The sequence below is a fragment of the Kitasatospora sp. NPDC059795 genome, assembly GCF_042732175.1.
In the GTDB taxonomy this organism is placed as follows: domain Bacteria; phylum Actinomycetota; class Actinomycetes; order Streptomycetales; family Streptomycetaceae; genus Kitasatospora.
Genome location: NZ_JBHWID010000002.1, coordinates 600050 through 623193, shown reverse-complemented (window position 1 = coordinate 623193; position 23144 = coordinate 600050). Strand labels below are relative to the sequence as shown.

Annotated in this window: 22 protein-coding genes; 11 read left to right on the top strand and 11 right to left on the bottom strand. The window is 73.4% G+C overall.

The window, feature by feature from the left end:
• Positions 1 to 33 precede the first annotated feature (33 nt).
• Positions 34 to 411, bottom strand: a complete 378-nt coding sequence (locus ACFV4P_RS06765; RefSeq protein WP_380468024.1) for a DUF3817 domain-containing protein — start codon at positions 409 to 411, stop codon at positions 34 to 36.
• Positions 412 to 520: 109 nt separating this feature from the next.
• Between ACFV4P_RS06765 and ACFV4P_RS06760 the strand changes: the two genes are divergently transcribed.
• The 4 genes from ACFV4P_RS06760 to ACFV4P_RS06745 all read left to right on the top strand — a co-directional run bounded on the left by ACFV4P_RS06760 (position 521) and on the right by ACFV4P_RS06745 (position 3453).
• A complete protein-coding gene (locus ACFV4P_RS06760; RefSeq protein ID WP_380468180.1) occupies positions 521 to 1294 on the top strand; it encodes a DUF2127 domain-containing protein in 774 nt (257 codons plus the stop codon).
• 82 nt (positions 1295 to 1376) lie between these two features.
• A complete protein-coding gene (locus ACFV4P_RS06755) occupies positions 1377 to 2015 on the top strand; it encodes an AIM24 family protein (protein ID WP_380468022.1) in 639 nt (212 codons plus the stop codon).
• Entirely contained in the window at positions 2015 to 2665 is a 651-nt protein-coding gene (locus ACFV4P_RS06750; protein WP_380468020.1) for an AIM24 family protein, read from the top strand. Before ACFV4P_RS06755 ends, ACFV4P_RS06750 begins: the two co-directional genes overlap by 1 nt.
• Positions 2665 to 3453, top strand: coding sequence for an AIM24 family protein (locus ACFV4P_RS06745; RefSeq protein WP_073814173.1), 789 nt, complete (start codon positions 2665 to 2667; stop codon positions 3451 to 3453). The genes ACFV4P_RS06750 and ACFV4P_RS06745 overlap by 1 nt, the downstream gene beginning before the upstream one ends.
• 58 nt (positions 3454 to 3511) lie before the next feature.
• On the opposite strand, the gene ACFV4P_RS06740 is transcribed toward ACFV4P_RS06745, so the two are convergent.
• From ACFV4P_RS06740 to ACFV4P_RS06715, 6 genes are read right to left on the bottom strand one after another with little or no spacing between them, the layout of a single operon-like run.
• Positions 3512 to 4687, bottom strand: a complete 1176-nt coding sequence (locus ACFV4P_RS06740; RefSeq protein WP_380468018.1) for a cytochrome P450 — start codon at positions 4685 to 4687, stop codon at positions 3512 to 3514.
• Entirely contained in the window at positions 4684 to 5301 is a 618-nt protein-coding gene (locus ACFV4P_RS06735) for an ATP/GTP-binding protein (protein ID WP_380468016.1), read from the bottom strand. Before ACFV4P_RS06735 ends, ACFV4P_RS06740 begins: the two co-directional genes overlap by 4 nt.
• The gene (locus ACFV4P_RS06730) at positions 5279 to 5638 is read right to left on the bottom strand and encodes a DUF742 domain-containing protein (protein ID WP_073814179.1); all 360 of its coding nucleotides are present in this window, start codon (positions 5636 to 5638) and stop codon (positions 5279 to 5281) included. Before ACFV4P_RS06730 ends, ACFV4P_RS06735 begins: the two co-directional genes overlap by 23 nt.
• The gene (locus ACFV4P_RS06725; RefSeq protein ID WP_073814181.1) at positions 5635 to 6054 is read right to left on the bottom strand and encodes a roadblock/LC7 domain-containing protein; all 420 of its coding nucleotides are present in this window, start codon (positions 6052 to 6054) and stop codon (positions 5635 to 5637) included. Before ACFV4P_RS06725 ends, ACFV4P_RS06730 begins: the two co-directional genes overlap by 4 nt.
• Positions 6051 to 7511 (bottom strand): ATP-binding protein, encoded by a 1461-nt coding sequence (locus ACFV4P_RS06720; RefSeq protein ID WP_380468014.1) that lies wholly within the window; start codon positions 7509 to 7511, stop codon positions 6051 to 6053. The genes ACFV4P_RS06725 and ACFV4P_RS06720 overlap by 4 nt, the downstream gene beginning before the upstream one ends.
• A gap of 37 nt (positions 7512 to 7548) precedes the next feature.
• Positions 7549 to 8541, bottom strand: coding sequence for an MBL fold metallo-hydrolase (locus ACFV4P_RS06715; RefSeq protein ID WP_380468012.1), 993 nt, complete (start codon positions 8539 to 8541; stop codon positions 7549 to 7551).
• A 192-nt stretch (positions 8542 to 8733) separates the two neighbouring features.
• Between ACFV4P_RS06715 and ACFV4P_RS06710 the strand changes: the two genes are divergently transcribed.
• Positions 8734 to 9249 (top strand): MarR family winged helix-turn-helix transcriptional regulator, encoded by a 516-nt coding sequence (locus ACFV4P_RS06710; protein ID WP_380468010.1) that lies wholly within the window; start codon positions 8734 to 8736, stop codon positions 9247 to 9249.
• Positions 9250 to 9258: 9 nt separating this feature from the next.
• On the opposite strand, the gene meaB is transcribed toward ACFV4P_RS06710, so the two are convergent.
• Positions 9259 to 10212 (bottom strand): methylmalonyl Co-A mutase-associated GTPase MeaB, encoded by a 954-nt coding sequence (gene meaB, locus ACFV4P_RS06705; protein ID WP_380468008.1) that lies wholly within the window; start codon positions 10210 to 10212, stop codon positions 9259 to 9261.
• A gap of 77 nt (positions 10213 to 10289) precedes the next feature.
• Positions 10290 to 11480: an acetyl-CoA C-acetyltransferase gene (locus tag ACFV4P_RS06700; protein WP_380468006.1), complete on the bottom strand. Its 1191-nt coding sequence runs from the start codon at positions 11478 to 11480 to the stop codon at positions 10290 to 10292.
• Between the two features lie 265 nt (positions 11481 to 11745).
• Between ACFV4P_RS06700 and mce the strand changes: the two genes are divergently transcribed.
• The 3 genes from mce (at position 11746) to ACFV4P_RS06685 (ending at position 18466) form a co-directional block, all read left to right on the top strand.
• On the top strand, positions 11746 to 12180 hold the full coding sequence (gene mce, locus ACFV4P_RS06695) for a methylmalonyl-CoA epimerase (RefSeq protein WP_073814190.1): 435 nt from the start codon (positions 11746 to 11748) through the stop codon (positions 12178 to 12180).
• A gap of 388 nt (positions 12181 to 12568) precedes the next feature.
• A complete protein-coding gene (locus ACFV4P_RS06690) occupies positions 12569 to 17428 on the top strand; it encodes a hypothetical protein (protein ID WP_380468004.1) in 4860 nt (1619 codons plus the stop codon).
• A 108-nt stretch (positions 17429 to 17536) separates the two neighbouring features.
• Positions 17537 to 18466 carry a cellulose-binding protein gene (locus tag ACFV4P_RS06685; RefSeq protein WP_014138112.1) on the top strand — a complete coding sequence of 310 codons (930 nt, stop codon included), beginning with the start codon at positions 17537 to 17539 and terminating at the stop codon, positions 18464 to 18466.
• 82 nt (positions 18467 to 18548) lie between these two features.
• Here the strand turns inward: ACFV4P_RS06685 and ACFV4P_RS06680 are convergent, their stop codons facing one another.
• Positions 18549 to 19352: an alpha/beta fold hydrolase gene (locus ACFV4P_RS06680; protein ID WP_380468002.1), complete on the bottom strand. Its 804-nt coding sequence runs from the start codon at positions 19350 to 19352 to the stop codon at positions 18549 to 18551.
• 96 nt (positions 19353 to 19448) lie between these two features.
• Here ACFV4P_RS06680 and ACFV4P_RS06675 point away from each other — a divergent pair, with 96 nt between their 5' ends.
• Positions 19449 to 20432: an ABC transporter ATP-binding protein gene (locus ACFV4P_RS06675; protein ID WP_380468000.1), complete on the top strand. Its 984-nt coding sequence runs from the start codon at positions 19449 to 19451 to the stop codon at positions 20430 to 20432.
• Between the two features lies 1 nt (position 20433).
• Positions 20434 to 21201 carry an ABC transporter permease subunit gene (locus ACFV4P_RS06670; RefSeq protein ID WP_380467998.1) on the top strand — a complete coding sequence of 256 codons (768 nt, stop codon included), beginning with the start codon at positions 20434 to 20436 and terminating at the stop codon, positions 21199 to 21201.
• A gap of 7 nt (positions 21202 to 21208) precedes the next feature.
• Here the strand turns inward: ACFV4P_RS06670 and ACFV4P_RS06665 are convergent, their stop codons facing one another.
• Complete coding sequence (locus ACFV4P_RS06665) at positions 21209 to 21523, bottom strand: ATP/GTP-binding protein (RefSeq protein WP_073814200.1); 315 nt, start codon at positions 21521 to 21523, stop codon at positions 21209 to 21211.
• A gap of 411 nt (positions 21524 to 21934) precedes the next feature.
• Between ACFV4P_RS06665 and ACFV4P_RS06660 the strand changes: the two genes are divergently transcribed.
• Positions 21935 to 23059 carry an LLM class flavin-dependent oxidoreductase gene (locus ACFV4P_RS06660; protein ID WP_380468178.1) on the top strand — a complete coding sequence of 375 codons (1125 nt, stop codon included), beginning with the start codon at positions 21935 to 21937 and terminating at the stop codon, positions 23057 to 23059.
• Positions 23060 to 23144 lie beyond the last annotated feature (85 nt).

The following is a 23144-nucleotide window of genomic DNA, read 5'->3' as shown; positions in this document are numbered from 1 at the left end:
GGGGGCCCGACCGCCGCGCACCACGTTCTGCCGTCAGGCGGTGGCCGGCTTCGCCGCGCCCAGCTCGCCGCGCTCCTCCTTGGCCAGCATCCGCTCGGCGAAGAAGCCGCCGGTGGGCAGCACCGACAGCAGGAACAGCACCGCCGTGCGCTTCGGCTCCCAGCGACGCTCCTTGGCCGCCAGCGCCAGGAACACCACGTACAGGATGAACAGCACGCCGTGCACCATGCCCATCACCGGCACGGCGTCGAAGCTGGTGGTGCGCTTCAGCACCGAGCAGATCAGCAGCAGGATGAACGACAGGCCCTCAGGGCCGGAGACCAGGCGCAGGCGGTGGACGGCGGCGATGCTCTTCACGGGATTCCTCACAGGGCACGGGCGGCGGGCTTTGTGAACGGATGCACAAACCATGCCTATTATCACCGACCCGTCATCGGCGCCGACCCCGGACCCCCTATCCTGCGTGCTGCGCGCGGCCTGACCGCCAGGCCCGCGGACCCACGGGGGGACGCACGACATGCTGAGGCGAGACTGGGACCGGCACACCTGTGCCCGGCGCGGCCACATCACCTACGCACCCGACGAGACCGACCTGCGCGAACGGCTGCACGCCGCCACCGCCCTCGGCACCGCCTGGCGCTGCCTGCGCTGCGGCGACTTCGCACTCGGTGAGCCGCACGGCTCCGGCCCGGCCGAGGACGCGCCGCTGGTGCCCCGCGGCAAGGCCCTGCGCGACCTGTTCATCCTGCGCTTCCTGGCCGTCGAACGACTGCTGCGCGGCCTGCTGATCGTGATCGCCGCCTGGGCGGTGTGGAAGTTCTCCAACAGCCAGGACGCGGTGCGCCGGATCTTCGACGAGAACCTGACCGTCTTCAAGCCCGTCACCGACCACTTCCACTACGACCTCGACCACTCGCCGATCGTCGACACCATCCGCAAGACCTTCGACTACCGGCACAACACCCTGATCTACGTCGCCGTCGCCCTGGTGGTCTACGCGCTGATCGAGATCGTCGAAGCGTTCGGCCTGTGGTGGGGGCAGCGCTGGGCCGAGTACCTGACCGTGGTCGCCACCGCCGCGTTCCTGCCCCTGGAGGGCTACGAACTCAGCGAGCACGTCAGCGCGTTGAAGATCTGCACGCTGCTGCTGAACATCGCCGCGGTGCTCTGGATCATGCTCTCCAAGCGGCTGTTCGGCCTGCGCGGCGGCGTGGCCGCGTTCGAGGCCGAGCGGCACTCCGCCTCGCTGCTGGAGGTGGAGACCTCCGCGGGAGCGCTGCCGCAGACCGCCTGACGACGCGTCCGATGTACGGGTTCCGTACCGGCTCGCCCGGCCCTCTCCCCAGATCGGGGCGGGGGCCGCTACATTCCGGAACGTGGCACAGTTCCGACTCCAGGGGTCCAGGGTCCTCGCCGTCGATCTCGCCGGGGACACCGTCAAGGCACGCAACGGCTCAATGGTCGCCTACACCGGGCAGGTGGGCTTCAAGAAGCTCACCGGCGGCGGCGACGGCCTGCGCGGCATGGTCACCCGCCGGCTCACCGGCGAACGCATGGAGGTCATGGAGGTGAAGGGGCAGGGCACCTGCTACTTCGCCGACAAGGCCACCGAAATCAATCTGGTCCGGCTGAACGGCGAGACGCTGTTCGTCGAGTCCGACAACCTCCTCTGCACCGAGGCGACGCTGCGCACCGGCACCTCCTTCACCGGCCTGAACGGGATGGCGAGCGGCAACGGCCTGTTCACCACCAAGGTCGAGGGCCAGGGCTGGGCCGCCGTCACCTCCAACGGCCCGGCGGTGATCCTGCGGGTCGCCCAGGGCCTGCCGCTGCGGGTCGACCCCGGCGCGTACATCGCGCACACCGGCAACCTGAACCGCGCCCTCAAGTCCGGCGCCGGCTGGACCACGCTGATCGGCGAGGGCGGCGGCGAGGCCATGCAGGTCGAGTTCACCGGCGAGGGCCTGGTCTACGTCCAGCCCTCCGAGCGCCTGACCTTCGGAGGCGACGCCTGATGGCCTTCACCCGGATCAACCACAAGATGGTCTCCGCCCAGGTCTTCCCCGGTCAGCGCATCCTGTCGCAGCGCGGCGCGATGCTCGGCTACACCGGCGAGGTCACCTTCAAGCCCAACCTGATGGGCGGCCAGGGCGGCGTGATGTCGATGATCGGCCGCCGGGTCGCCAACGAGGACACCCCGCTGATGACCGTCGAGGGCCACGGCATCGTGATGTTCGGCCACGGCGGCCACCACGTCCACCTCATCGACCTGGCCGGCGACACCCTCTACGTCGAGGCCGACCGCCTGCTCGCCTTCGAGGGCAGCCTCCAGCAGTCCACGATGTTCATGGGCCGGCAGGGCGGCCTGATGGGCGTGGTCCGCGGCCAGGTCACCGGACAGGGGCTCTTCACCACCCAGCTCAGCGGCAAGGGCGCGGTCGCCGTGATGGCGCACGGCGGCGTCGTCGAACTCCCCGTCTCCCCCGGCCTCCCCGTCCACGTCGACCCGCAGGCCTACGTCGCCCACCGCGGCCAGGTCACCAACAAGCTCTCCAGCGCACTCGGTTGGCGCGACATGATCGGCCGCGGCTCCGGCGAGGCCTTCCAACTCGAACTCTCCGGGCACGGCATGGTGTACGTGCAGGCCAGCGAGGTGAAGCTCTGATGTCCTACCCGCCCCTGTTGCAGAACCCCGGCGGCGACGGCCCGCAGATCTGGGACCCGTACACGCTGCCCGTCAACGACAACGTCAACCCGTACTGCTTCTCGGTGGACCTGAACGGCGCGTACTACCTGCAGAAGGGCAAGATGGTCGCCTACTACGGCGACATGCGCTTCTCCGGCATCGGCCGCGGCGTGCTCGACCGGGTCCTCGAACAGAACTTCAACTCCCCGCTGCACGCCTCCGACTGGGTCGTCGCCGAGGGACGCGGCAAGCTGCTGCTCGCCGACCGCGCGTACGACCTCAACTCGTACGACCTGGAGGACGGCAACCTGACCGTCCGCTCCGGCAACCTGCTGGCCTTCGAACCCTCGCTCCGCCTCAAGCAGTCGATCATCCCCGGGTTCCTGACGCTGCTCGGCACCGGCAAGTTCGTCGCCGCCTCCAACGGGCCCGTGCACTTCGTCGAACCCCCGGTCCGCGTCGACCCCGAGGCGCTGGTCGGCTGGGCCGACTGCCCCGCGCCCTGCCACCACTACGACCACAGCTACCTGCACGGCGTCATCGGCGGTATCCGGCATCTGACGGGCATCGGCGGCGCGAGCGGGGAGGAGCACCAGTTCGAGTTCATCGGGGCGGGGCAGGTGCTGATGCAGTCGTCGGAGACCGTCATGGCCGAGAAGTCGGTGGGCGTCGTCGGCGAACAGTCGGCGGTCCCGCACCAGCAACCGACGCAGGCCGCACCGGGGTTGGGGAACCTGCGGGACCTCGGCCGGCAGTTCGGGCTGTAAGGGCGAGGGAGAGCACCACCAGGGGCGCGATGGACCGGGCCCTGGCGGTGCACCCCTCCTACAGGGCTGTGAACGTCACCGGGAGGGAGACGAGTGCGCGGTGGACCGGGCCCTGGCGCCAGAGGATCCGGTCCGCGGGGACGGCCAGGCGGAGGTCGGTGAGCCGGCTGATGAGGTATTCGATGGCGGTGACGGCCATCAGGACGGCGGGTTGGCGGGCGGGGCAGCGGTGGGGCCCGGCGCCCCACGCGAGGTGGGCGTAGGAGCCGCCGAGGGACTCGCTCTCGCTCGCGGGGAGGGCGGCCTGCGCGTTCGCGGAGGCGTAGGAGATCAGCACCGGCTGGTCGGGCGCGATCGGGGTGCCGTGGAAGACGATGTTCCGCCGGGTGTAGTGCGGGGCGAAGTTGGACAGCGGCGGGTCCGTCCAGAGCACTTCGTTGACCGCGTCGTGCGCGCTGAGCGCGCCGCTGTGCAGGGAGCCGGCGTAGCGCTCGTCGGAGAGCATGCGCAGCAGCGCGTTCGCGGTGAGGTTGGCGGTGGGTTCGTGGCCGGCCATCAGGGTCAGGGTGATGTGCCGGACGACCTCGTCGTCGGCGAGCCGCGCGGGGTGGTTGGCGAAGGCGGAGATCAGGTCGTGCCGGGGTGCGGTGCGGCGTTCGGCGACCAGGCCGGTGATGACGGCGACCAGGTCGGCGTACGCGGCGATGGCGCCGGTGGAGGATTCGAAGGCGCGGTTCATCGCGGCGCTGATCCGGTCGAGGTCCTGGTCGGGGATGCCGTACCAGGAGCAGAGGATGAGCAGCGGCAGCCGGTAGGCGTACTGGGCGAGGATGTCGGCCTTGCCGGTGTGCGCGAATTCGGCGATGAGCTGTTCGGCGACGGCGGTGGTGTCGCGTTGCAGCAGGTGGGGTTCGATGATGCCGACGCTGTCGGTGATGACCTGCCGGTAGCGGGCGTGGGTGGCGCCGTCGGAGAAGAGCGCGGTGGGGCGCCAGCCGAGCATCGGCATGATCGGGGAGTCGGCGGGCTGGGTGGCCTGCCAGACGCGCGGGTCGCGGGTCCAGGTGTCGGTGTCGCGGAGGATCTCCAGGGCGACGTGGTAGTCGGTGACCAGCCAGGCGTCGATGCCGGGGGCGAGTTCGACGGGGGCGAGCGGTCCGCGGTCGCGCAGCCGGGCGTAGTGGGCGTGCGGGTGCGCGGCGAACTGGGGGCCGTAGAGGGCGGTGCGGGTCATGGGGCGGTCTCCTGCGGGAGGCGGTCCAGGACGTGTTCGGTGAGCGAGATCAGGGCGTCCAGGCAGCCTTGGCGTTCCCGGGCGTCGCATTCGATCAGCGGCGTCGCGGGGTCGAGGTCGAGCGCGGCGCGGATCGTGTCGAGTTCGATCGGCGGGGTGTCGGGGAAGCGGTTGACGGCGACCGCGTAGGGCAGGCCGGCTTCCTCGATGAGGTCCATGGCGTCGAAGGCGTCGGCGAGGCGGCGGGTGTCGGCGAGGATCAGTGCGCCGAGGGCGCCGCGGGCGAGGTCCTCCCAGAGCGGGAGGAAGCGGCGTTGGCCGGGGGTGCCGAAGAGGTAGAGGACGAGGTCGCCGCCGGGCAGGGTGAGCCGTCCGAAGTCGACGGCGACGGTGGTGGCGGTCTTGCCGGGGATCCGGGCGGTGTCGTCGACCGGGATGCCCTGGGCGGTCATGGTCTCCTCGGTGTGCAGCGTCGGGATCTCCGACAGCGAGCGCACGAAGGTGGTCTTCCCTACCCCGAACGGCCCGGTGATCATGAGTTTCATCAGGATCGGGTCGGTGGCGGGGAGGTAGATGGGGCTGCTGCCCGTGTTACTTGAGGGCGCGAAGTCCACTGAGGAGCCTTTCGGCGAGGTCCCGGTTGACCGGCTGGGCGGAGGGGATCGGCGCGCGCACCTTGAGGGCGCCGCGTTCGGCCAGGTCGGCGGCGATGAAGACGGTCGCGCTGACCGGGAGCCGGAGGTGGGCGGCCGCCTCGGCGACGGTCAGTGCGCCGGGGCGGACGAGTTCCCATAACTGGCGGTGTTCGCCGCCGAGTCCGGCGGGGAGGTCGGCGGCGGCGTGCAGGATGCTGAGCCGGTCCAGGCTGTGCCTGCCCGGGGCCAGCTCGCGGCCCTGGGTGGCGAGGTAGGCGGGGACCAGGCGGCGGCGGGGCCCGCTGGGTGTGGTCATGTCCCGCTCGCCTCCCGGGCGGGGCTGGCGAGGGCTCTGGCGAGCGCGGCGACCTGGACCTGCATCTGGTAGGCGATGGTGCCGAGGTCGGCGCCGGGGGCGGCGAACACCGCGAGCGAGGAGTTGGCGCCGGCCGGGGTGACGACGGCGTAGCCGAGGTCGGACTCGACGACGGTCTGGGTGAGCCGGACCTGCTCGGCCTCGGTGAAGGCGACGGTGAAGGCGCGGGCGGCGGCGTGCAGCGAGGCGGTCATCGCGGCGACCCGGTCGGCGTTGTCCCGGCCGAGGTCGGCGGAGTGGCCGGTGACCAGGCCGTCGCCGGTGGCGATGACGGCGTTCTGCACGCCCGGCAGGTCGAGCAGCGGGGTGAGGACCCAGGAGAGGTCCTCGGTGTGGCGGCGGAGCTGGGTGGTCACGGGATTTCGACTCCTTCGGGTGCGGCGGATCCTTCGGGGCCCGGGCTCCGGTGGGCGGCGCTGCGGCCGGCGAGAGTGCCGGACTGCAGGGCGGACCACGCCGAGCGGGCCCGGTCGGGGGTGCTGCCCGCCGGGGACGGGAGGGTGGACGGCGCGTCCTGCTGCGGGACGCGGGGGCTGCGGCGCTTGCGGGTGGGCAGCGCGTCGCCCGCGTCGAACACCGGTGTGGTCTGGGTGATCGGGCGGGGGGCGAGCGCGGAGAGCGGGGCGGCCGGGTCGGTCAGGGTGAGCAGGTCGGCGGGGAGCCGCAGGATGGCCCGGACGCCGCCGTACGGGGACGGCTCGACGCGGCAGCCGAAGCCGAACTGGCGGCAGAGCAGGCCGATGACGGCGAAGCCGGCCTGCGGCGGGTCGCCGAGTTCGGTGAGCAGGACCTCGGCCTGGCCGTCGAGCAGGTCGCCGGTCCGTTCCAGCTGGTCGGGTTCCATGCCGACGCCCATGTCGTCGACCACCACCAGGGCGCCGGAGCTGCCCTGTTCGATGGAGACCACGACCCGGGTCTCGGGGTGCGAGTAGGCGGTGGCGTTGCCGAGGATCTCGGCGAGCGCGATGGCGACGGGTTCGGCGGCCCGGGCGGCGACGGCGAGGCGGGGTTCGCGCAGGTGGTTGGTGATCTCGATGCGGGCGTAGCCGGCCACCCGGGACTGCGCGCCGACGCAGAGTTCGGCGAGCGGCGAGTCCTCGCGGGTCATGCCGGGCCAGGAGCCGGAGAGCACCGCGAGGGCCTGGACCCGGCGCAGCGTGAGTTCGTTGCGGAAGTCGAGCGCGAGCAGGCGCGGGTCGTCGACGCTGAGCTGGATCTCCTCCAGCAGCGAGCGGACCTGGATCAGCAGTGCCTGGATCTTGGACGCGGCGCCGCGCAGCGCGGCCCGGGCGGCGGCGTCGGTGCGTTCGCGTTCGGCGAGCACGGCCCGGACGGCGGCGGTGAGCGTGCTGTCCAGGGCGTGGTGGAGTTCCTCGGTGCCGCCGGTGGTCTCCAGCGGCCCGGGGACGGGCGTCCGGGGGTGGGTGAGCGCGGTGGTGGCGGCGGGCAGCCGCTCGTGCGCGAGGTGGACGAGTTCGCGCACGGCGGCGGCGTAGCGGGCGTCGGCGACGGTGCGGTGGGCGTCCGCGGTGCGGGCCGAGGTGTCGGCGGCGTCCACGCGTTCCTCGGCGGCCTCGGCCCGGGCGTCGGCGGCGTCCGCGCGGTCCTGCGCGGTGCGGGCGGCGGCGTCGGCGGCGCGGCCGCGCTGCTCGGCCGCGTCGCCGCGGGCGGCGGCGGCGCGGGCCGAGAGGTCGGCGTCGGCGGCGCGCTGTTCGGCGGCCCGGGTGGTGCGGGCGGCGCGGCGCAGCGCCCACAGCAGGGGTCCTGCGGTCAGGGCGGCGCCGGCCAGCAGGGCGAGCACGATCACGACCATGGGGTCCTCGGGGGGTGTCGTCGTCGCGGGTCGGGGGTCAGGCGGTGCTGGCGGCGGTTTCGGCGCCGCGCTGCCGGGCGAGGCCGGCCATCCGGCCGAAGACCTCCATCATGGCGGGCGGTTCGCTGCCGTCGAGGTGCCGGTACTCGGTGCCGATGGTGATCAGCAGCCGCTCGGGCAGGCCGAGTTCGGGGTAGCGGCGTTCGTCGATGACGGTGCGCGCGGCCTCGGCGGCCGGGACGCCGGCGGCGTGCAGGGCGTGCGCGCGGTCGCGGACGTGGCCGAGGTATTCGGCGTGGGCGCGCAGGTCGTAGCGGGTGAGCAGCGGGCCGTGGCCGGGGACGACGGTCTCGGCGCCGGTGGCGAGGATGCGTTCGACGGCGTCGATGACGTTGCCGAGCGGGCCGGCCCAGTGCACGGGGTGGTCGCCGGGGCGGTCGGCGGTGGAGCCGAAGACGATGTCGCCGGTGAACACGGTGGAGCGGGTGGGCAGGTGGACCATCAGGTCGCCGCTGGTGTGGGCCGGCGGGAGGCTGCTGATCTGCACCGGGATGTCGCCGACGCGGACTTCGAGTTCGCCGGTGAAGACGGTGTCGGGCGTGATCGCCGGGGTGTCGGCCCAGTCGAAGCAGCCGAAGTGCTCGTGCAGGTAGGAGCCGGTGTCGGTGGCCCGGTCGAGCTGCTGGAGCAGGGCGTGCTGCTGCTCGGGGGTCGGCTCGTAGGCGATGTGGTGCAGCGCCTCGTGGGTGGTGATGAGTTCGGCGTCGGGCAGGACGCCGGCGCCCCACATGTGGTCGCCGTTGGCGTGGGTGACGACGATGCGGTCGACGGTGACACCCTTGGGCAGGACGGCGCGGGTGCGATCGAGGAACTGGCCGGCCAGCGTGCGGTCGTACGGGGTGTCGATCCACAGCGCGGTGCTGTCGGACGCGACCAGGCCGCAGTTGGCCAGGCCCCATCCGCGTTGCTGGGGCTGCCAGGCGTACACGCCGTCGGCTATCGAATGGAAGTTCGCGCTCCGCGTCGTCATGGGCGCGATTATGCCTAACATGCCGTCACCGTCCGACTGCGGGCCGGAAATTGGGCATGCCCTTTTCAATCCGGCCGGGCAGGGAGGCGGTGGTGCGGATGCGAATCAAGTCGACGCCGCCGGCATCCGTGCTTACGTCGGCGGCAGTTGTGAATTTGTACAACATTGAACAACATCCGCTACACTGGACGCATGGATACTCCTGTGACCGAAGCGCCGGCGGTCCCCCACTCCCCCGCGGAGGAGGACGCGCCCTGGCTCGACGCGCGTGAGCAGCGGTTCTGGCGCGCCCACCTGGAGGTCGGGAAGCTGCTCGAACACCAGCTGAGCCGGGAACTGCAGGCGCACAACCTCGCCATCAACGACTACGAGATCCTCGTGGTGCTCTCCGAGTCCCCCGAACACCGGATGCGGATGACCGACCTGGCCACCTCCACCATGCAGTCCAAGAGCCGTCTCTCCCACCAGATCACCCGGATGGAGACGGCCGGCCTGGTGCTGCGCCAGGAGTGCCCCGGCGACCGCCGGGGCCTCTACGCGCACCTGACCGAACGCGGCTGGGAGACGCTGCGCAAGGTCGCGCCCGACCATGTGCGCAGCGTCCGCGAGCACTTCGTCGACCGCCTCACCGACGAGCAACTGGACGCGATGTACGCCGCCCTCGCGCCGATCGCCGAGCACCTGCGGGCGCTGCGCGGCCGGAGCTGAGGCCCTCGCTCAGCCGGTGAGTTCGGCGACCAGCCGGTCGGCGGCGGTGTACGGGTCGAGGGCGCCCTCGGCGACCTGGCCGGCCAGCGCGTCCAGGTGGCGGTCGCCGCGCAGGTCGCCGATCCGGGCCCGCAGCGCCGCGAGCGTGATCGCCTCGACCTCCTGGGCGGCCCGGCGCCGGCGGCGGACGGCGAGTTCGCCGGTCTCGGCCAGCCAGCCGTGGTGCTTCTCCAGCGCGTCGACCAGTTCGTCCACGCCCTCGCCGCGGGCGGCGACGGTCTTCACGATCGGCGGCCGCCAGTCGCCGGGCTGCCGGGACTCGCCCAGGCCGAGCATGTGGTTGAGCTCGCGGGCGGTGGCGTCCGCGCCGTCCCGGTCGGCCTTGTTGACGACGAACACGTCGCCGATCTCCAGGATGCCCGCCTTGGCGGCCTGGATGCCGTCGCCCATGCCGGGGGCGAGCAGCACCACCGAGGTGTCCGCCTGCGCGGCGATCTCCACCTCGGACTGGCCGACGCCGACGGTCTCCACCAGGATCACGTCGCAGCCCGCCCCGTCCAGCACCCGCAGCGCCTGCGGGGCGGCCCAGGACAGGCCGCCGAGGTGGCCGCGGGTGGCCATCGAGCGGATGAACACCTCCGGGTCGGTGGCGTGCTCCTGCATCCGCACCCGGTCGCCGAGCAGCGCCCCGCCGGAGAACGGCGAGGACGGGTCGACGGCGAGCACCCCGACCCGCTTGCCGAGCTTGCGGTAGGCGGTCACCAGCGCGGAGGTGGAGGTGGACTTGCCCACCCCGGGCGAGCCGGTCAGGCCCACCGTGTACGCCCGCCCGCTGTACGGGGCCAGCGCGGCCATCACCTCGCGCAGCTCGGGGGCGGCGTTCTCCACCAGGGTGATCAGCCGGGCCACCGCCCGGGGGCGGCCCTGCCGGGCCTGCTCGACCAGCGTCGCCACATCGGCCATCGGGTTGCTCCTCGCAGCACAAAAGACGGGATCCCCGTGAAGCGGCGCCTTCCGCTTCACGGGGACTTGACGTTCGGTCAGCCCTGCGCGGGGACCTTGACGATCAGGGCGTCGCCCTGGCCGCCGCCGCCGCACAGCGCGGCCGCGCCGACGCCGCCGCCGCGGCGCTGCAGCTCCAGCGCCAGGTGCAGCACCACGCGGGCGCCGGACATGCCGATCGGGTGGCCGAGCGCGATCGCGCCGCCGTTGACGTTGACGATCTCGTCGCTGACGCCCAGGTCCTTCATCGACTGGTGGGCGACGGCGGCGAACGCCTCGTTGATCTCGATCAGGTCGAGGTCGGCGACCTCCAGGCTCTCCTTGGCGAGGGCGTGCTTGATCGCGTTGGACGGCTGCGACTGCAGCGAGTTGTCCGGGCCCGCGACGTTGCCGTGCGCTCCGATCTCGGCGATCCAGGTCAGGCCCAGCTCCTCGGCCTTGGCCTTGCTCATCACCACGACCGCGGCGGCGCCGTCGGAGATCTGCGAGGAGGTGCCGGCCGTGATCGTGCCGTCCTTGGCGAAGGCCGGGCGCAGCTTGGCCAGGCCCTCGACGGTGGTGTCGGCGCGGATGCCCTCGTCCAGGCTGAACAGCACCGGGTCGCCCTTGCGCTGCGGAATCGCGACGGGGGCGATCTCGGCCTCGAACACTCCGTCGGCCTGGGCCTTGGCGGCGCGCTGGTGGGAGGCGGCGGCGATGGCGTCCTGCACCTCGCGGACGATGCCCAGGCGGGTGTTGTGCTTCTCGGTGGACTCGCCCATCGGGATGTTCTCGTAGGCGTCGGTCAGGCCGTCGTGGGCCATCGAGTCGAGCATCTCGATCGCGCCGTACTTGTAGCCCTCGCGGGACTTCGGCAGCAGGTGCGGGGCGTTGGTCATCGACTCCTGGCCGCCGGCCACCACGATCTCGAACTCGCCGGCCCGGATCAGCTGGTCGGCCAGCGCGATGGCGTCCAGACCGGACAGGCACACCTTGTTGATGGTGAGCGCCGGGACGTTCAGCGGGATGCCGGCCTGCACGGCGGCCTGGCGGGCCGGGATCTGGCCGGCGCCGGCCTGCAGCACCTGGCCCATGATCACGTACTGGACCTGCTCGCCGGAGACACCGGCCCGTTCCAGCGCCGCCTTGATCGCGACGCCGCCCAGCTCGGCGGCGGAGAAGCCCTTGAGCGAGCCGAGCAGGCGGCCCATCGGTGTGCGCGCACCTGCGACGATCACAGAAGTAGTCATGGACGAGCCCCTTCGCGCGTCGGACCAGAGGGTATGGGGATGCGGTCAATGTACTGATCGGTCACCGCCGCGTCACCGCCGCGAGGATGTGATCAGCGCTACTGGCACCTACCAGTGAACACCGTGCCAGTTCCGGGAAGTTCCACCCGTGGACGACCGATGTGAGCAGACTCGCAAGCCGCGCCGCTGGCGCCCGCTCCACGCGATGCGCTGCACTGGGTGCCGTTCCCGACCCGTACTGGCCCTCGTCCCCCGGAGGACTCCTGTGCTGACCCGCATCGACCACATCGGCATCGCCTGCTTCGACCTGGACCGGACCGTCGAGTTCTACCGGAACACCTACGGCTTCGAGGTGTTCCACTCCGAGGTCAACGAGGAGCAGGGCGTCCGCGAGGCCATGCTGAAGATCAACGACACCGGGGACGGCGGGGCGTCCTACCTGCAGCTGCTGGAGCCCACCCGGGAGGACTCCACGGTCGCCAAGTGGCTGGCCAAGAACGGCGAGGGGGTGCACCACATCGCCTTCGGCACCGCGGACGTCGACGGCGACGCCGAGGCGATCAAGGGCAAGGGCGTGCGGGTGCTGTACGACGAGCCCCGGCGCGGCTCGATGGGCTCGCGGATCACCTTCCTGCACCCGAAGGACTGCGGCGGCGTGCTGACCGAGCTGGTCACCTCCGCGCAGCCCGGCGAGCACTGACCGCAGGCCGTACGGGCCCCGGTCGGGGCCGGTACGAGGTCCGGCCGGGCCCGTACGGGGTCTGGCCGGGGGCGAACAAGCAGTAACGAACCGGTCGGTAACTTCCGAAAAGGACCTCGCCCCCATTCCCCCCGGCACGGCTCCCACTACAATGCCCAGGTGCGCAGGTACCTCCGGTCCGCGCACCGCAGGGGAGTCCACGACGCGGGCACGGCCGAACGGTCGCCGTTCGGATCTGTCACCATTCTCCAGAGGCACCAGATCGCTCAGGAGTCCACCCGGACGGCGGAGCGAAGGCAAGGACCGACCGGTCCGGCCCCGGCACTTGCCCGGGGGCGGCACACGGAGCCGGTCGAGGACGCGATCAGGAGATGGGCGGGACCGCGGAGTGCGGGGCTACGACCGCGTTGAGGATCACCTCTCCAAGTTCGAGGCCGAGCTGGAGAAGGCCCGCAAAGAGCGGGACAAGACCATCGAGCACGCCGACGACCTCGCCTACCAGGTGGAGGTGCTGCGGGCCAAGCTCCACGAGGCCCGTCGGCAGCTGGCGCAGCCGCGCGCCTTCGACTCCGTCTCCGGCCAGGCCGAACAGCTCCTGCGCAACGCCGAGATGCAGGCCGAGGCGCTGCGCGCGGACGCCGAACGGCAGGTGCGCGAGTCCCAGGCCGCGACCCAGCGGATGATGGCCGAGGCCGCCGAGCGCACCGCCCAGCTGGAGGCCGAGTTCAACACCCGGCGCCGCCGGCTGGAGGAGGAACTCGCCGAGTTCCGCGCCGCCGCCGAACGCCACGTCAACGAGAACGTCAACTGGGCGGAGCAGACCCGCGCCGGGACCGAGCAGGAGGCGCAGCGCCTGCTCCAGGAGGCCCGCGCCGAGGCCGACCGGATGATGGCCGCCGTCCGCGCGGAGGCCACCGCCCTCGCCGACCAGGCCCGCGCGCAGACCGCCGCCGACGTGGACGCCGCCCGCGGCGAGGCCCGGGCCCGCGCCGAGGAAGCCCTGCTGCGCGCCCAGTCCGACGCCGAACGCCTGCTGCGCGCCGCCTCCGAGCAGGCCCAGCAGACCGGCGCCCAGGCCGAGGAACAACGCGTCGCCGCCGCCAGCGCCGCCCAGCAGCAGCTGGCCGAGGCGCACTCCGCCGCCGAGCAGAAGCTCGGCGCCGCCGAGGCCGAGATCACCGCCCTCAAGCAGCAGGCCCGTGCCGACCAGGAGCGCGCCGAGGCCGCCCTGGTCGGCGCCCAGGCCGAAATAGAGCGGCTGCGCGCCGAGGCCCTCGCCGAGGCCGAGCGGGCCCGCACCGAGGCCGCCCGGATGCACCAGGAGGCGCTCGCCGCCGCCGAACGCCTCCAGTCCGAGGCCGCCGCCGAGGCCGAGCGCAAGGTCGCCGACGGCGACGCGGCCAGCGAACAACGCTCGCAGACCGCCCGGGCCGAGATCGCCAAGATGGTGGCCGCCGCCACCCGCGAGGCCGAGCTGATCAAGGCCGCCGCCTCCACCGCCCAGGCCCAGGCGGACGCCGCCAAGGCCGCCGCCTCCGAGGAGAGCGAACGCCTGCGCGGCGCCGCCGAGTCGGTCGCCACCGAGCTGCGCTCCGACGCCGAGAAGGAGATCGCCGAGCACTGGGCCGCCGCCGAGCGCAAGGCCTCCGAGCTGCGCGAACAGGCCGCCGCCGACGCCGAACGGCTGCGCGCCGAGGCCGCCGAGGAGGGCCGCGCCGAGGGCGCCAAGGACGCCGCGCTGCGCCTCGCCCGGGGCGCCAAGCAGGCCGAAGAGGTCCTCGCCCGCGCCGCCGTCGACGCCGAGGCCACCCGCGGCGAGGCCGCCGCCGAGGCCGAACGGCTGATCGAGCACGCCAAGTCCGAGGCCGGCACGCTGCTGGAGCAGGCCCGCGAGGCCGTCGAGCAGGCGCAGAACGCCGCCATGGAGGACGCCGCCTCGATCCGCGAGCAGCTGGAGCGGATGCAGGCCGAGGCCGCCCGGGCCCGCGAACAGGCCGAGGAGCAGCGCTCCGCCGCCGAGGCCGAGGCCGAACGGGTCCGCGCCGAGGCCCGCCGCCAGGCCGCCGTGCAGATCGAGGAGTCCGCCAAACAGGCCGAGGAACTCCTCACCGGCGCCAAGACCGACGCGGACGCCCTGCGCGCCGGCGCCGCCGAAGAGGTCGAACGGCTGCGCACCGCGACCCGCGAGCAGGCCTCCGCCGTCCAGGGCCGCGCCGAGCAGACCCTGACCCGGGCCCGCACCGAGGCCGAGAAGCTCACCTCCTCCGCCGCGCAGGCCCGCGACGAACTGCTGGCCGCCGCGAAGACCGCCGCCGAGGAGCAGCGGGCCGCCGCCGAACGCGACGCCGCCGAGACCCGCGAACTGGCCGACGCCGACGCGGAGACCGTCCACGCGGAGGCCGAGGCGGCCGCCGAGGCCGTCCGCGCCGACGCCGCCCAGTGGGCCGAACTCCACCGCGAGCAGGCCGAGGAGGCCGGCCTGGGCGTGCGCGAGGCCGCCGAGGAGGCCGCCCGTACGGTCGCCGAGCAGGCCGAGGCCGCCGCGCAGGCGCTGCGCGAGGAGGCCGTCGCCGCCCGCGAGGCCGCCCGTGGCGACCTGGAGCGCGACCAGGCGCTGACCGCCGAGAAGCTCGCCGAGGCCACCGCGATCCGGGAGGCCGCCGACGGCGAGGCCGCGGCCGTCCGCAAGGCCGCCGCGCAGGACGCCCAGCGGGTCCGCGCCGAGGCCGACCAACAGCTCTCCACCGCCCGCACCGACGCCGAAACGCTGGCCGCCGAGGCCACCGCCGACCGCGCCGAGGCCGAGCGGCTGCGCGAGGACGCCGAGACCTTCGACCGCGAACTGCGCGCCACCGCCGAGCAGGAGACGGCCGAACTGCGCGCCCTCGCGGAGCGGGAGACCACCGAACTGCGGGCCGCTGCCGAGCGGGAGACCACCGAGCTCCGCAACGCCGCCGACCGCGAGACCGCCGAACTGCGCGCCCTCGCGGACCGCGAGACCGCCGAACTGCGGGCCGCTGCGGACCGCGAGACCGCCGAACTCCGCGACGCCGCAGCCACGTTCGACCGCGAACTGCGCGCCCTCGCGGAACAGGACACCGTCGAACTCCGCGACGCCACCGAGCAGGAGGTCGCCGAGCTCCGCGCCGTCGCGGACCGCGAGACCGCCGAACTCCGGGACGCCGCAGCCGCGTTCGACCGGGAGCTGCGCGCCACCGCCGAGCAGGAGGTGGCCGAGCTCCGCGCGGTCGCCGACCGCGAGACGGCGGAACTGCGCGCGAACACCGAACGGACCGCCGAGGAGCTGCGGGCGCAGGCCGAGGCGCTGGCCGCCGAGCTGGTCGAGACGGCCGAGCAGGACGCCGCCGAGGTCCGGCAGTCGGTCGCGGGCCTGCACGAGACGGCGACCCGGCAGATCGCCGACCTGCGGGCCGCCGCCGAGCAGGAGGCCGCCGGCCTGCGCGAGGCCGCCGAGCAGGACGCAGCCGAGCTGCGCGCCCTCGCGGACCGCGAGACCACCGAGCTGCGGGCCGTCGCCGACCGCGAGACCGCCGAACTCCGGGACGCCGCAACGGTGTTCGACCAGGAGCTGCGCGCCACCGCCGAGCGGGAGACCACCGAGCTCCGCAACGCCGCCATCGCGTTCGACCACGACACCCGGGCGACCGCCACCGCATTCGACCGCAAACTCCGCTCCACCGCCGAACGGGAGACCGCCGAACTCCGCGAGACCACCGAGCAGGAGGTCGCCGAGCTCCGCGCCGTCGCCGAGCGCGAGACCGCCGAGCTGCGGGCCGTCGCCGACCGGGAGACCGCGGAGCTGCGCGCCGTCGCGGACCGCGAGACTGCCGAGCTGCGCGCCGCCACCGAGCGGGAGGTGGCCGAGCTGCGCGCCCTCGCGGACCGCGAGGCCGCCGAACTGCACGCCGCCGCAGCGGAGTTCGCCGAGCAGCAGCGGTCCGCCGCGGAGGCCGGGGCGCAGCGCGTGCTGGCCGAGGCGGACGAGCTGGCGACGGCCGCGCTGGCGGACGCCGAGGAGCGGGCCGCGGCGCTGCGGGCGGACGCCGAGGAGTACGCGCTGGCGACCCGCACCCTGGCGGAGGAGTTCGACGCGGGCATCCGTTCCCGCGCGCAGTCCTTCGACGCGGAGCTGCGGGAGGCCGCCGAGGCGTACGACCGTTCGACCCGCGAGCAGGCCAAGTCGGTGCTGGAGAAGGCGTTCGCGGACGCCGAGCAGCTCGCCGAGCAGGCCCAGTCGGAAGCGCTGGCGGCGGCCGCGGCGGCCGAGGAGCAGGCCGACGCGCTGGTCACGGCGGCCCGCAAGGAGGCCGAGCGGCTGGCCGCGACCGCCGAGGCGCAGGGCAGGGCCGAGGTGGAGCGGGCCCGTTCGGACGCGGACGCGCTGCTGAAGGAGGCCCGCCGGGACTCCAACGCGATCCGCGAGCGGGCGGAGGAGCTGCGCGAACGCACCGACTCCGAGATCGAGGCGCTGCACGAGCGGGCCCGCAAGGAGAACGCGCAGGCGATGAAGTCCGCCGGCGAGCGGGTGGACGCGCTGGTGACGGCCGCCCAGGAGCAGCTGACCGAGGCCGAGGAGCAGGCGCAGGCGCAGGTCGCGGAGGCCGAGGAGCGGGCGGCGGAGCTGATCGCCGCGGCCGAGTCGCGGGCGGCGGAGCTGACGTCGGAGGCGTCGGCGGAGGCCGGCCGGGTGCGGATCTCGGCGGTGCGCAAGGCCGAGGGTCTGCTGAAGGAGGCGGAGAACAAGCTCGCCGACTCCACGACCCGCGCCGAGGCGCTGATCATCAAGTCGGAGGCCAAGCTGAAGGCCGCCGAGATGGAGTCCGAGGAGCAGCTCGAAGCGGCGGCCGACGAGGCCGCGACCCGGCTCAAGCGCGCCGACGAGGAGTCGGAGAAGCGGATCCGGCGGGCCGGTTCGGACGCCGAGGAGCAGCTGCGGCTGGCCGCCGAGGAGGCGGAGCGGCTGCTCGCGGAGGCAAAGGCCGAGGCGAAGCGCGTGACCGACGAGGGCCAGCGGGAGTTGGACGAGTTGGTGCGCCGCCGAAAGGACATCAACACCGAGATTTCTCGGGTCCAGGACGTGCTGTCGGCGTTGGAGGCGTTCGAGGCCCCGGCGCCGGCCGCTCACAGCAACGGGGGCAGTAAGAAGGACGGAGGACCCAAGGCCGGTGCCGGGGTGGGCTCTCCGCGATCGGGCGGCAATCGCTCCGGGGGCGCGCCACCCGATTGAGCGGACATTGTCCGTCAGCCAACGGCGTTTCGTCGTTGACACTCCGGTACCGTGTCAGGATTCCCTCAACCATCTCAGCGGTTTGACGACAGGAAGCCCAGAAATCCCATGAGCGACAGTCACTCCCCGCACGGCTTCGACCTGGTACGCCGTGGGTACGAGCGCGCCCAGGTCGACGAGCGGATCGCCAAGCTGGTGGCCGACCGAGACAGCGCGCTTTCCCGGATCAGCGCGCTGGAGAAGCGCATCGAGGAACTCCACCTGGAGACCCAGACCGCGCAGGCCGCGGTCACCGAGGCGGAGCCCTCCTACGCCGGTCTCGGCGCCCGCGTCGAGAAGATCCTCCGCCTCGCCGAGGAGGAGGCGAAGGACCTGCGCGACGAGGCGCACCGCGCCGCCGAGCAGCACCGCGAGCTGGCCGAGGCCGCGGCGCAGCAGGTCCGCACCGAGGCCGAGAACTACGCCAAGGACCGCAAGGCCAAGGCGGAGGACGAGGGCCTGCGGATCGTCGACAAGGCCAAGTCGGACGCGGCGCAGCTGCGTGCCGAGGCCAACAAGGACGCGCAGAACAAGCGCGAGGAGGCGGACGCCCTCTTCGAGGAGACCCGCACCAAGGCCGCGCAGGCCGCGCTGGAGTTCGAGACCAACCTGGCCAAGCGCCGGGAGCAGTCCGAGCGCGACCTGGCGGCCCGTCAGGCCAAGGCCGAGAAGCGCCTCGCCGAGATCGAGCACCGTGCCGAGCAGCTGCGCCTGGAGGCGGAGAAGCTGCGCACCGACGCGGAGCGCCGTTCCCGGCAGACCATCGAGACCGCGCAGCGCCAGGCCGAGGACATCGTGGCCGACGCCAACGCGAAGGCCGACCGGGTCCGCAGCGAGTCGGAGCGCGAGCTGGCGGCGCTCACCAACCGCCGCGACTCGATCAACGCGCAGCTGACCAACGTCCGCGAGATGCTGGCCACCCTGACGGGTGCGGCGGTCGCCGCGGCGTCGCTGCCGACCGACGACTCGCTGGGCGTCCCGGCGCAGCAGTCGCGCTGACGGCGGCCCCGGTCGGGGCAGCCGCCCGCTGAGAACAGCACGGAAGGGCCCGGAGCTTGCCGCTCCGGGCCCTTCCGGCGTGTCAGGAGCCGTGCTGCTTCAGGCGCTTGAGGAAGGCCCGGACGGCGGCGTTGAAGGTCTCGGGGGCCTCCAGCGAGGAGAGGTGGCCGACGGCCGGGATGACGGTCAGTTCGGCGTCGTGCAGCGCCTCGGCCATCATCCGGGCCTCGTCGAGCGGGGTGACGGTGTCGAGTTCGCCGACGATGACGGCGGCGGGCACCTCCAGTGCGGCCAGCGCCTCCAGCGAGTCGGGCCGGTCGGCCATCGCGCGCTGCGCCCAGGCGACCGCGGCCGGGTCGGCCTCGGCGATCATCTGCCGGACGCTGTCGGTGAGTTCGGGGTCGGTGCCGGGGGCGAGCAGGTTCTCGGCGATGTTCTCCTCGATCAGCAGGTCGGTGCTGCGGCGTTCGAGGACGGTGGCGGCGATGCGTTCGCGGTTGGCGCGGGCGGTGTCGGTGTCGGTGGTGGCCTTGGTGTCGGCGAGGATCAGGCCGGCCAGCCGTTCGGGGTGGCGGCGGGCGAAGGCCATCGCCACGTAGCCGCCCATGGACAGGCCGCCCACCACAGCCTGTTCGATTCCGAGCCGGTCCAGCAGCTCGGCCAGGTCGTCGGCGGCGGCGTCCAGCGAGGGCGGCCCGTCGCCGAGCGGGGCGGCGCCGAAGCCGCGCTGGTCCGGTGCGACCACCCGTGCGTCGTCCCCGGCCGGGCCGGGTACACGTTCCAGTTGTCCTTCCCACATGCGCGCGGAGAGCGGGAAGGCGTGCAGGAGGACGAGCGGGGTGCCGGTGCCGTTCTCGCGGACGGTCGGCGCGCTGGGGGAGGTCATGGCTCCACCGTAGGCCCCCGGGGCCGCGCCCCGGACGGCGTTCGTCCGATTCCAGGGCTTTTGTCCTACCCTGGCCGCAGACCAAGGGAGTGGCACATGATCGAGTTGCACCACCTGACGAAGCGTTACGGCGACAAGTTGGCCGTGGACGATCTGAGCTTCCGGATCCCGGAGGGCGTGGTCACCGGCTTCCTCGGCCCGAACGGCGCGGGCAAGTCCACGACCATGCGGATGATCCTCGACCTGGACCGGCCGACCGCCGGCGAGGTGACCATCGACGGCCGCCGCTACGCCGACGTCCAGGACCCGCTGCGGGAGATCGGCGCGCTGCTGGAGGCGAAGGGCGCGCACCCGGGGCGGACCGCCTACGACCACCTGCTGTGGATGGCGCAGTCCAACCGGATCCCGCGCGAGCGGGTGGACCAGGTGCTCGACCTGGTGGGCCTGACGGCCGTCGCGAGGAAGCGCGCCCGGGGGTTCTCGCTGGGCATGGGCCAGCGTCTGGGCATCGCCGCGGCGCTGCTCGGCGACCCGAAGATCCTGATGTTCGACGAGCCGGTGAACGGCCTCGACCCCGAGGGCATCGTGTGGATCCGGCGGCTGATGAAGTCGCTGGCCGCCGAGGGCCGCACGGTGTTCGTCTCCTCGCACCTGATGAGCGAGATGGCGCTGACCGCGGACCACCTGGTGGTGATCGGCCGCGGCCGGCTGCTGGCGGACCTGCCGATGGCCGAGTTCATCCGCCGGAACTCGCGCTCCTCGGTGCGGCTGCGCACCCCGCAGCCGGAGCAGCTGCTGGACGCGCTGCGCGGCGCCGGCCTGTCCCCCCGTCCGGGCCCGGACGGGTCCTGGGAGGTGACCGACGGGGACCCGGTGCTGCTCGGCGACCTGGCCGCCGCGCACGGCGTCACGCTGCACGAGCTGAGCCCCCAACAGGCGTCGCTGGAGGACGCGTTCATGCAGATGACCGCGGACTCCGTGGAGTACCGCACCGACATCCCCGGCGCCGCCGCGACCCCGGCCCCGCAGCCCGCCTGGGGCTCCGGCTGGGACACCCGCCAGGCCGGAAAGGAGAGCTGAGATGGCCGCGTTCCCCGCTGTCCTGCAGTCCGAGTGGACCAAGGTCCGCAGCATCCGCTCCACCGTGTGGACGCTGGTGACCACCTTCCTGATCGTGGTCGCGATGGGCTTCGCGATCTCGCTGCTGACCAGGCTGAACTTCGCCCAGTTCACCGAGCACGACCGGAACCCGTTCGACGCGACGAACACCTCGCTCTCCGGGATCGCGCTCGGCGAGCTGGCGATCGTCGTGTTCGGCGTGCTGGCGGTCGGCAACGAGTACGCCAGCGGCATGATCCGGGTGTCGCTGGCGGCCGTCCCGCAGCGCGGCGTCCTGATGGGCGCGAAGACCGCGGTGCTGGGCGTGCTGGCGCTGGCGGTCTCGCTGGTGACGGTGTTCGTCGCGTTCTTCGTCGGGCAGGTGGCGCTCGGCCGGTACAACACCGATCTCGGGCAACCCAACGTGCTGCGGGCGGTGTTCGGCGCGGGCTGCTACCTGACGCTGCTGTGCCTGTTCTCGATCGGCGTCACCATGATGCTGCGCAACCAGGTGCTGTCGCTGGGCATCCTGATCCCGTTCTTCTTCCTGGTCTCGCCGATCCTGTCGATCGTCCCGGTGGTGAAGAACGTGGTCCGCTACTTCCCGGACCGGGCCGGCTCGGCGGCGCTCCAGGTGGTGCCGACCGGGGACCACCCGTACGGGCCGTGGACGGGCCTGGCGATCTGCGCGGCGTGGGCGGCGGCCGCGCTGATCGGCGGCTACCTGGTGCTGAAGCACCGCGACGCCTGACCGGCCGTCAGTACCTCGGAGCGCCGCGGCCCCGCAGCAGGTTGGAGCCGCGGCGCTCGCGTGCGCCCCAGCACGCCCGGTGCCAGTGCCGCCGGTCGTCCACCCCGCTGCCGTGGTCCGGCCAGGCCACCACGTGGCCGACGCCGGGCGGGATCTCCTGGTCGCAGCCGGGGCAGCGGTAGTGCCGCCCGGCGGTGCCGGCCACGGTCTGCACGACCCAGTCCTCGCCCCGGTACGACTCCACCCGACGCAGCGAGCCGCCCATGGGCGCGGCGCTCTCACGGTCCTCGGACTTCTGGATCCGGTTGCGGCGCGGTGACACGTGACTACCCCTCGTTCCGGCGCGTTGTCCCTCCAGGGTACGGTCCGCCGCGCCGCCGGGGGACGGCGGTGGCCGGACCGGTTCCCGCCCGCTGTGCCCGGGAGTCACACACGTCACACCCGTCACTCCCGCGCCACTAGCATGTATCCCCGCCAGGCTCCAGCGATTCGACGGTAATCCACCCTTCCCTTGGGCAAATTGAGGGTTCGGCGTGCCATTGGCACATGACATGGGTTACTCACGAGGTGACACGGCGGGGCCCGCGAACCCTGCGCGCGCACCGAGGAGACACGCCCCATGACGAAGACCACCGCCCGCCCGCACGCCCGCTCCGCCGAGCGGCGAACGACCGCCCGAGGGGTGGCCCCGGCCACGCAGCCTGCCCCGGCGCCGGGCGCCGACACGGACGCGATCCGGGTCGGCGCGTTCCTGCTGTCCGCACAGTTCCCCGGCCAGAGCCACGGCGAGGCGCTGGAGCGGACCGTCTCGGCGGCGCTGACCGCCGAGCGGGTGGGCCTGGACGCGGTGTGGCTGGCCGAGCACCATTTCGTGCCGTACGGGGTCTGCCCGGACGCGGCGACGCTGGCCGGGATACTGCTGGGCCGCACCCGGCGGATCGGCGTGGGCACCGCGGTGAGCGTGCTGAGCACCCGGCACCCGGTGGCGCTGGGCGAGCAGGCGGCGCTGCTGCACCTGACCTCCGGCGGCCGGTTCACCCTCGGCGTGGGCCGCGGCGGGCCGTGGATCGACCTGGCGGTGTTCGGCGGCGGCCTGGAGGCGTACGAGCAGGGCTTCCCGGAGCGCCTGGACCTGCTGCTGAGCTGGCTGCACGGGGCCCGGGTGGGCGGCTCGGGGCCGCAATTCGACTTCCCGGAGGTGGCGGTGGTGCCGCGGGCCGTGGAGCCCCGGCGGGCCGACCTGACGGGCTGGCTGGGCCTGGACGGGACGCCGCCCGCGGCGGCCGCGGTGATTCCGAGACAGCGTCAGGAGCCGTCCCAGCAGGCGCAGTCGGGCCCGCCGGTGGTGATGGCGTGCACCTCGCCGGCCGGGGTGCGGACGGCCGCCGAGCGGGGCCTGCCGATGCTACTGGGCATGCACTCGGGCGACGAGGACAAGCGGGAGATGCTGGCCGCCTACCGGGCGGCCTGGCGGGCCGCGGGGCGCGGCGAGGAGCAGCTGGCCCGGGTGGAGCGGGAGCACGTGGCGGCGGGCGTGGTGCAGGTCGACGACCGGGCGGGGGCGGCCCGGGCCGACCTGCTGCGGACGATGCCGGACTTCTTCGCGTACGGGCTGGGAGCGCACCGCACGGTGGACGGCCGGGAGCGGTCGATGCGCGATCCGCGGGCGTACACCGAGCTGCTGTGCGACCTGCACGCGGTGGGCACGCCCCGGCAGTGCGCGGACCGGCTGCTGGCGACCGCGGAGGGCACCGGCATCCGGCGTTTCGCGCTGCTCGCCGAGGGGTCCGGGGACACCGCGGCGACGCTGCACAACCTGGACCGGATCGGCGCCGAGGTGCTGCCGCAGCTGCGCTGAGCATGCGCCCGCGGGCCGCCCCGTCCGGCCAGGGTCCGCCCGGTCGATCTTGTCGGATCAGCGCGCGTCCGGCCGGGATGATCCG

What these genes read in the sequence shown, in the direction of transcription:
- ACFV4P_RS06710 (WP_380468010.1), top strand. Translation starts at nt 8,734, where the DNA reads ATGGATACTCCTGTGACCGAAGCGCCGGCGGTCCCCCACTCCCCCGCG.
- ACFV4P_RS06685 (WP_014138112.1), top strand. Translation starts at nt 17,537, where the DNA reads ATGAGCGACAGTCACTCCCCGCACGGCTTCGACCTGGTACGCCGTGGG.
- ACFV4P_RS06715 (WP_380468012.1), bottom strand. Translation starts at nt 8,541, where the DNA reads ATGACGACGCGGAGCGCGAACTTCCATTCGATAGCCGACGGCGTGTAC.
- ACFV4P_RS06680 (WP_380468002.1), bottom strand. Translation starts at nt 19,352, where the DNA reads ATGACCTCCCCCAGCGCGCCGACCGTCCGCGAGAACGGCACCGGCACC.
- ACFV4P_RS06675 (WP_380468000.1), top strand. Translation starts at nt 19,449, where the DNA reads ATGATCGAGTTGCACCACCTGACGAAGCGTTACGGCGACAAGTTGGCC.
- ACFV4P_RS06700 (WP_380468006.1), bottom strand. Translation starts at nt 11,480, where the DNA reads ATGACTACTTCTGTGATCGTCGCAGGTGCGCGCACACCGATGGGCCGC.
- ACFV4P_RS06670 (WP_380467998.1), top strand. Translation starts at nt 20,434, where the DNA reads ATGGCCGCGTTCCCCGCTGTCCTGCAGTCCGAGTGGACCAAGGTCCGC.
- ACFV4P_RS06745 (WP_073814173.1), top strand. Translation starts at nt 2,665, where the DNA reads ATGTCCTACCCGCCCCTGTTGCAGAACCCCGGCGGCGACGGCCCGCAG.
- ACFV4P_RS06730 (WP_073814179.1), bottom strand. Translation starts at nt 5,638, where the DNA reads ATGACCACACCCAGCGGGCCCCGCCGCCGCCTGGTCCCCGCCTACCTC.
- ACFV4P_RS06750 (WP_380468020.1), top strand. Translation starts at nt 2,015, where the DNA reads ATGGCCTTCACCCGGATCAACCACAAGATGGTCTCCGCCCAGGTCTTC.
- ACFV4P_RS06720 (WP_380468014.1), bottom strand. Translation starts at nt 7,511, where the DNA reads ATGGTCGTGATCGTGCTCGCCCTGCTGGCCGGCGCCGCCCTGACCGCA.
- ACFV4P_RS06765 (WP_380468024.1), bottom strand. Translation starts at nt 411, where the DNA reads ATGGTTTGTGCATCCGTTCACAAAGCCCGCCGCCCGTGCCCTGTGAGG.
- meaB (WP_380468008.1), bottom strand. Translation starts at nt 10,212, where the DNA reads ATGGCCGATGTGGCGACGCTGGTCGAGCAGGCCCGGCAGGGCCGCCCC.
- ACFV4P_RS06740 (WP_380468018.1), bottom strand. Translation starts at nt 4,687, where the DNA reads ATGACCCGCACCGCCCTCTACGGCCCCCAGTTCGCCGCGCACCCGCAC.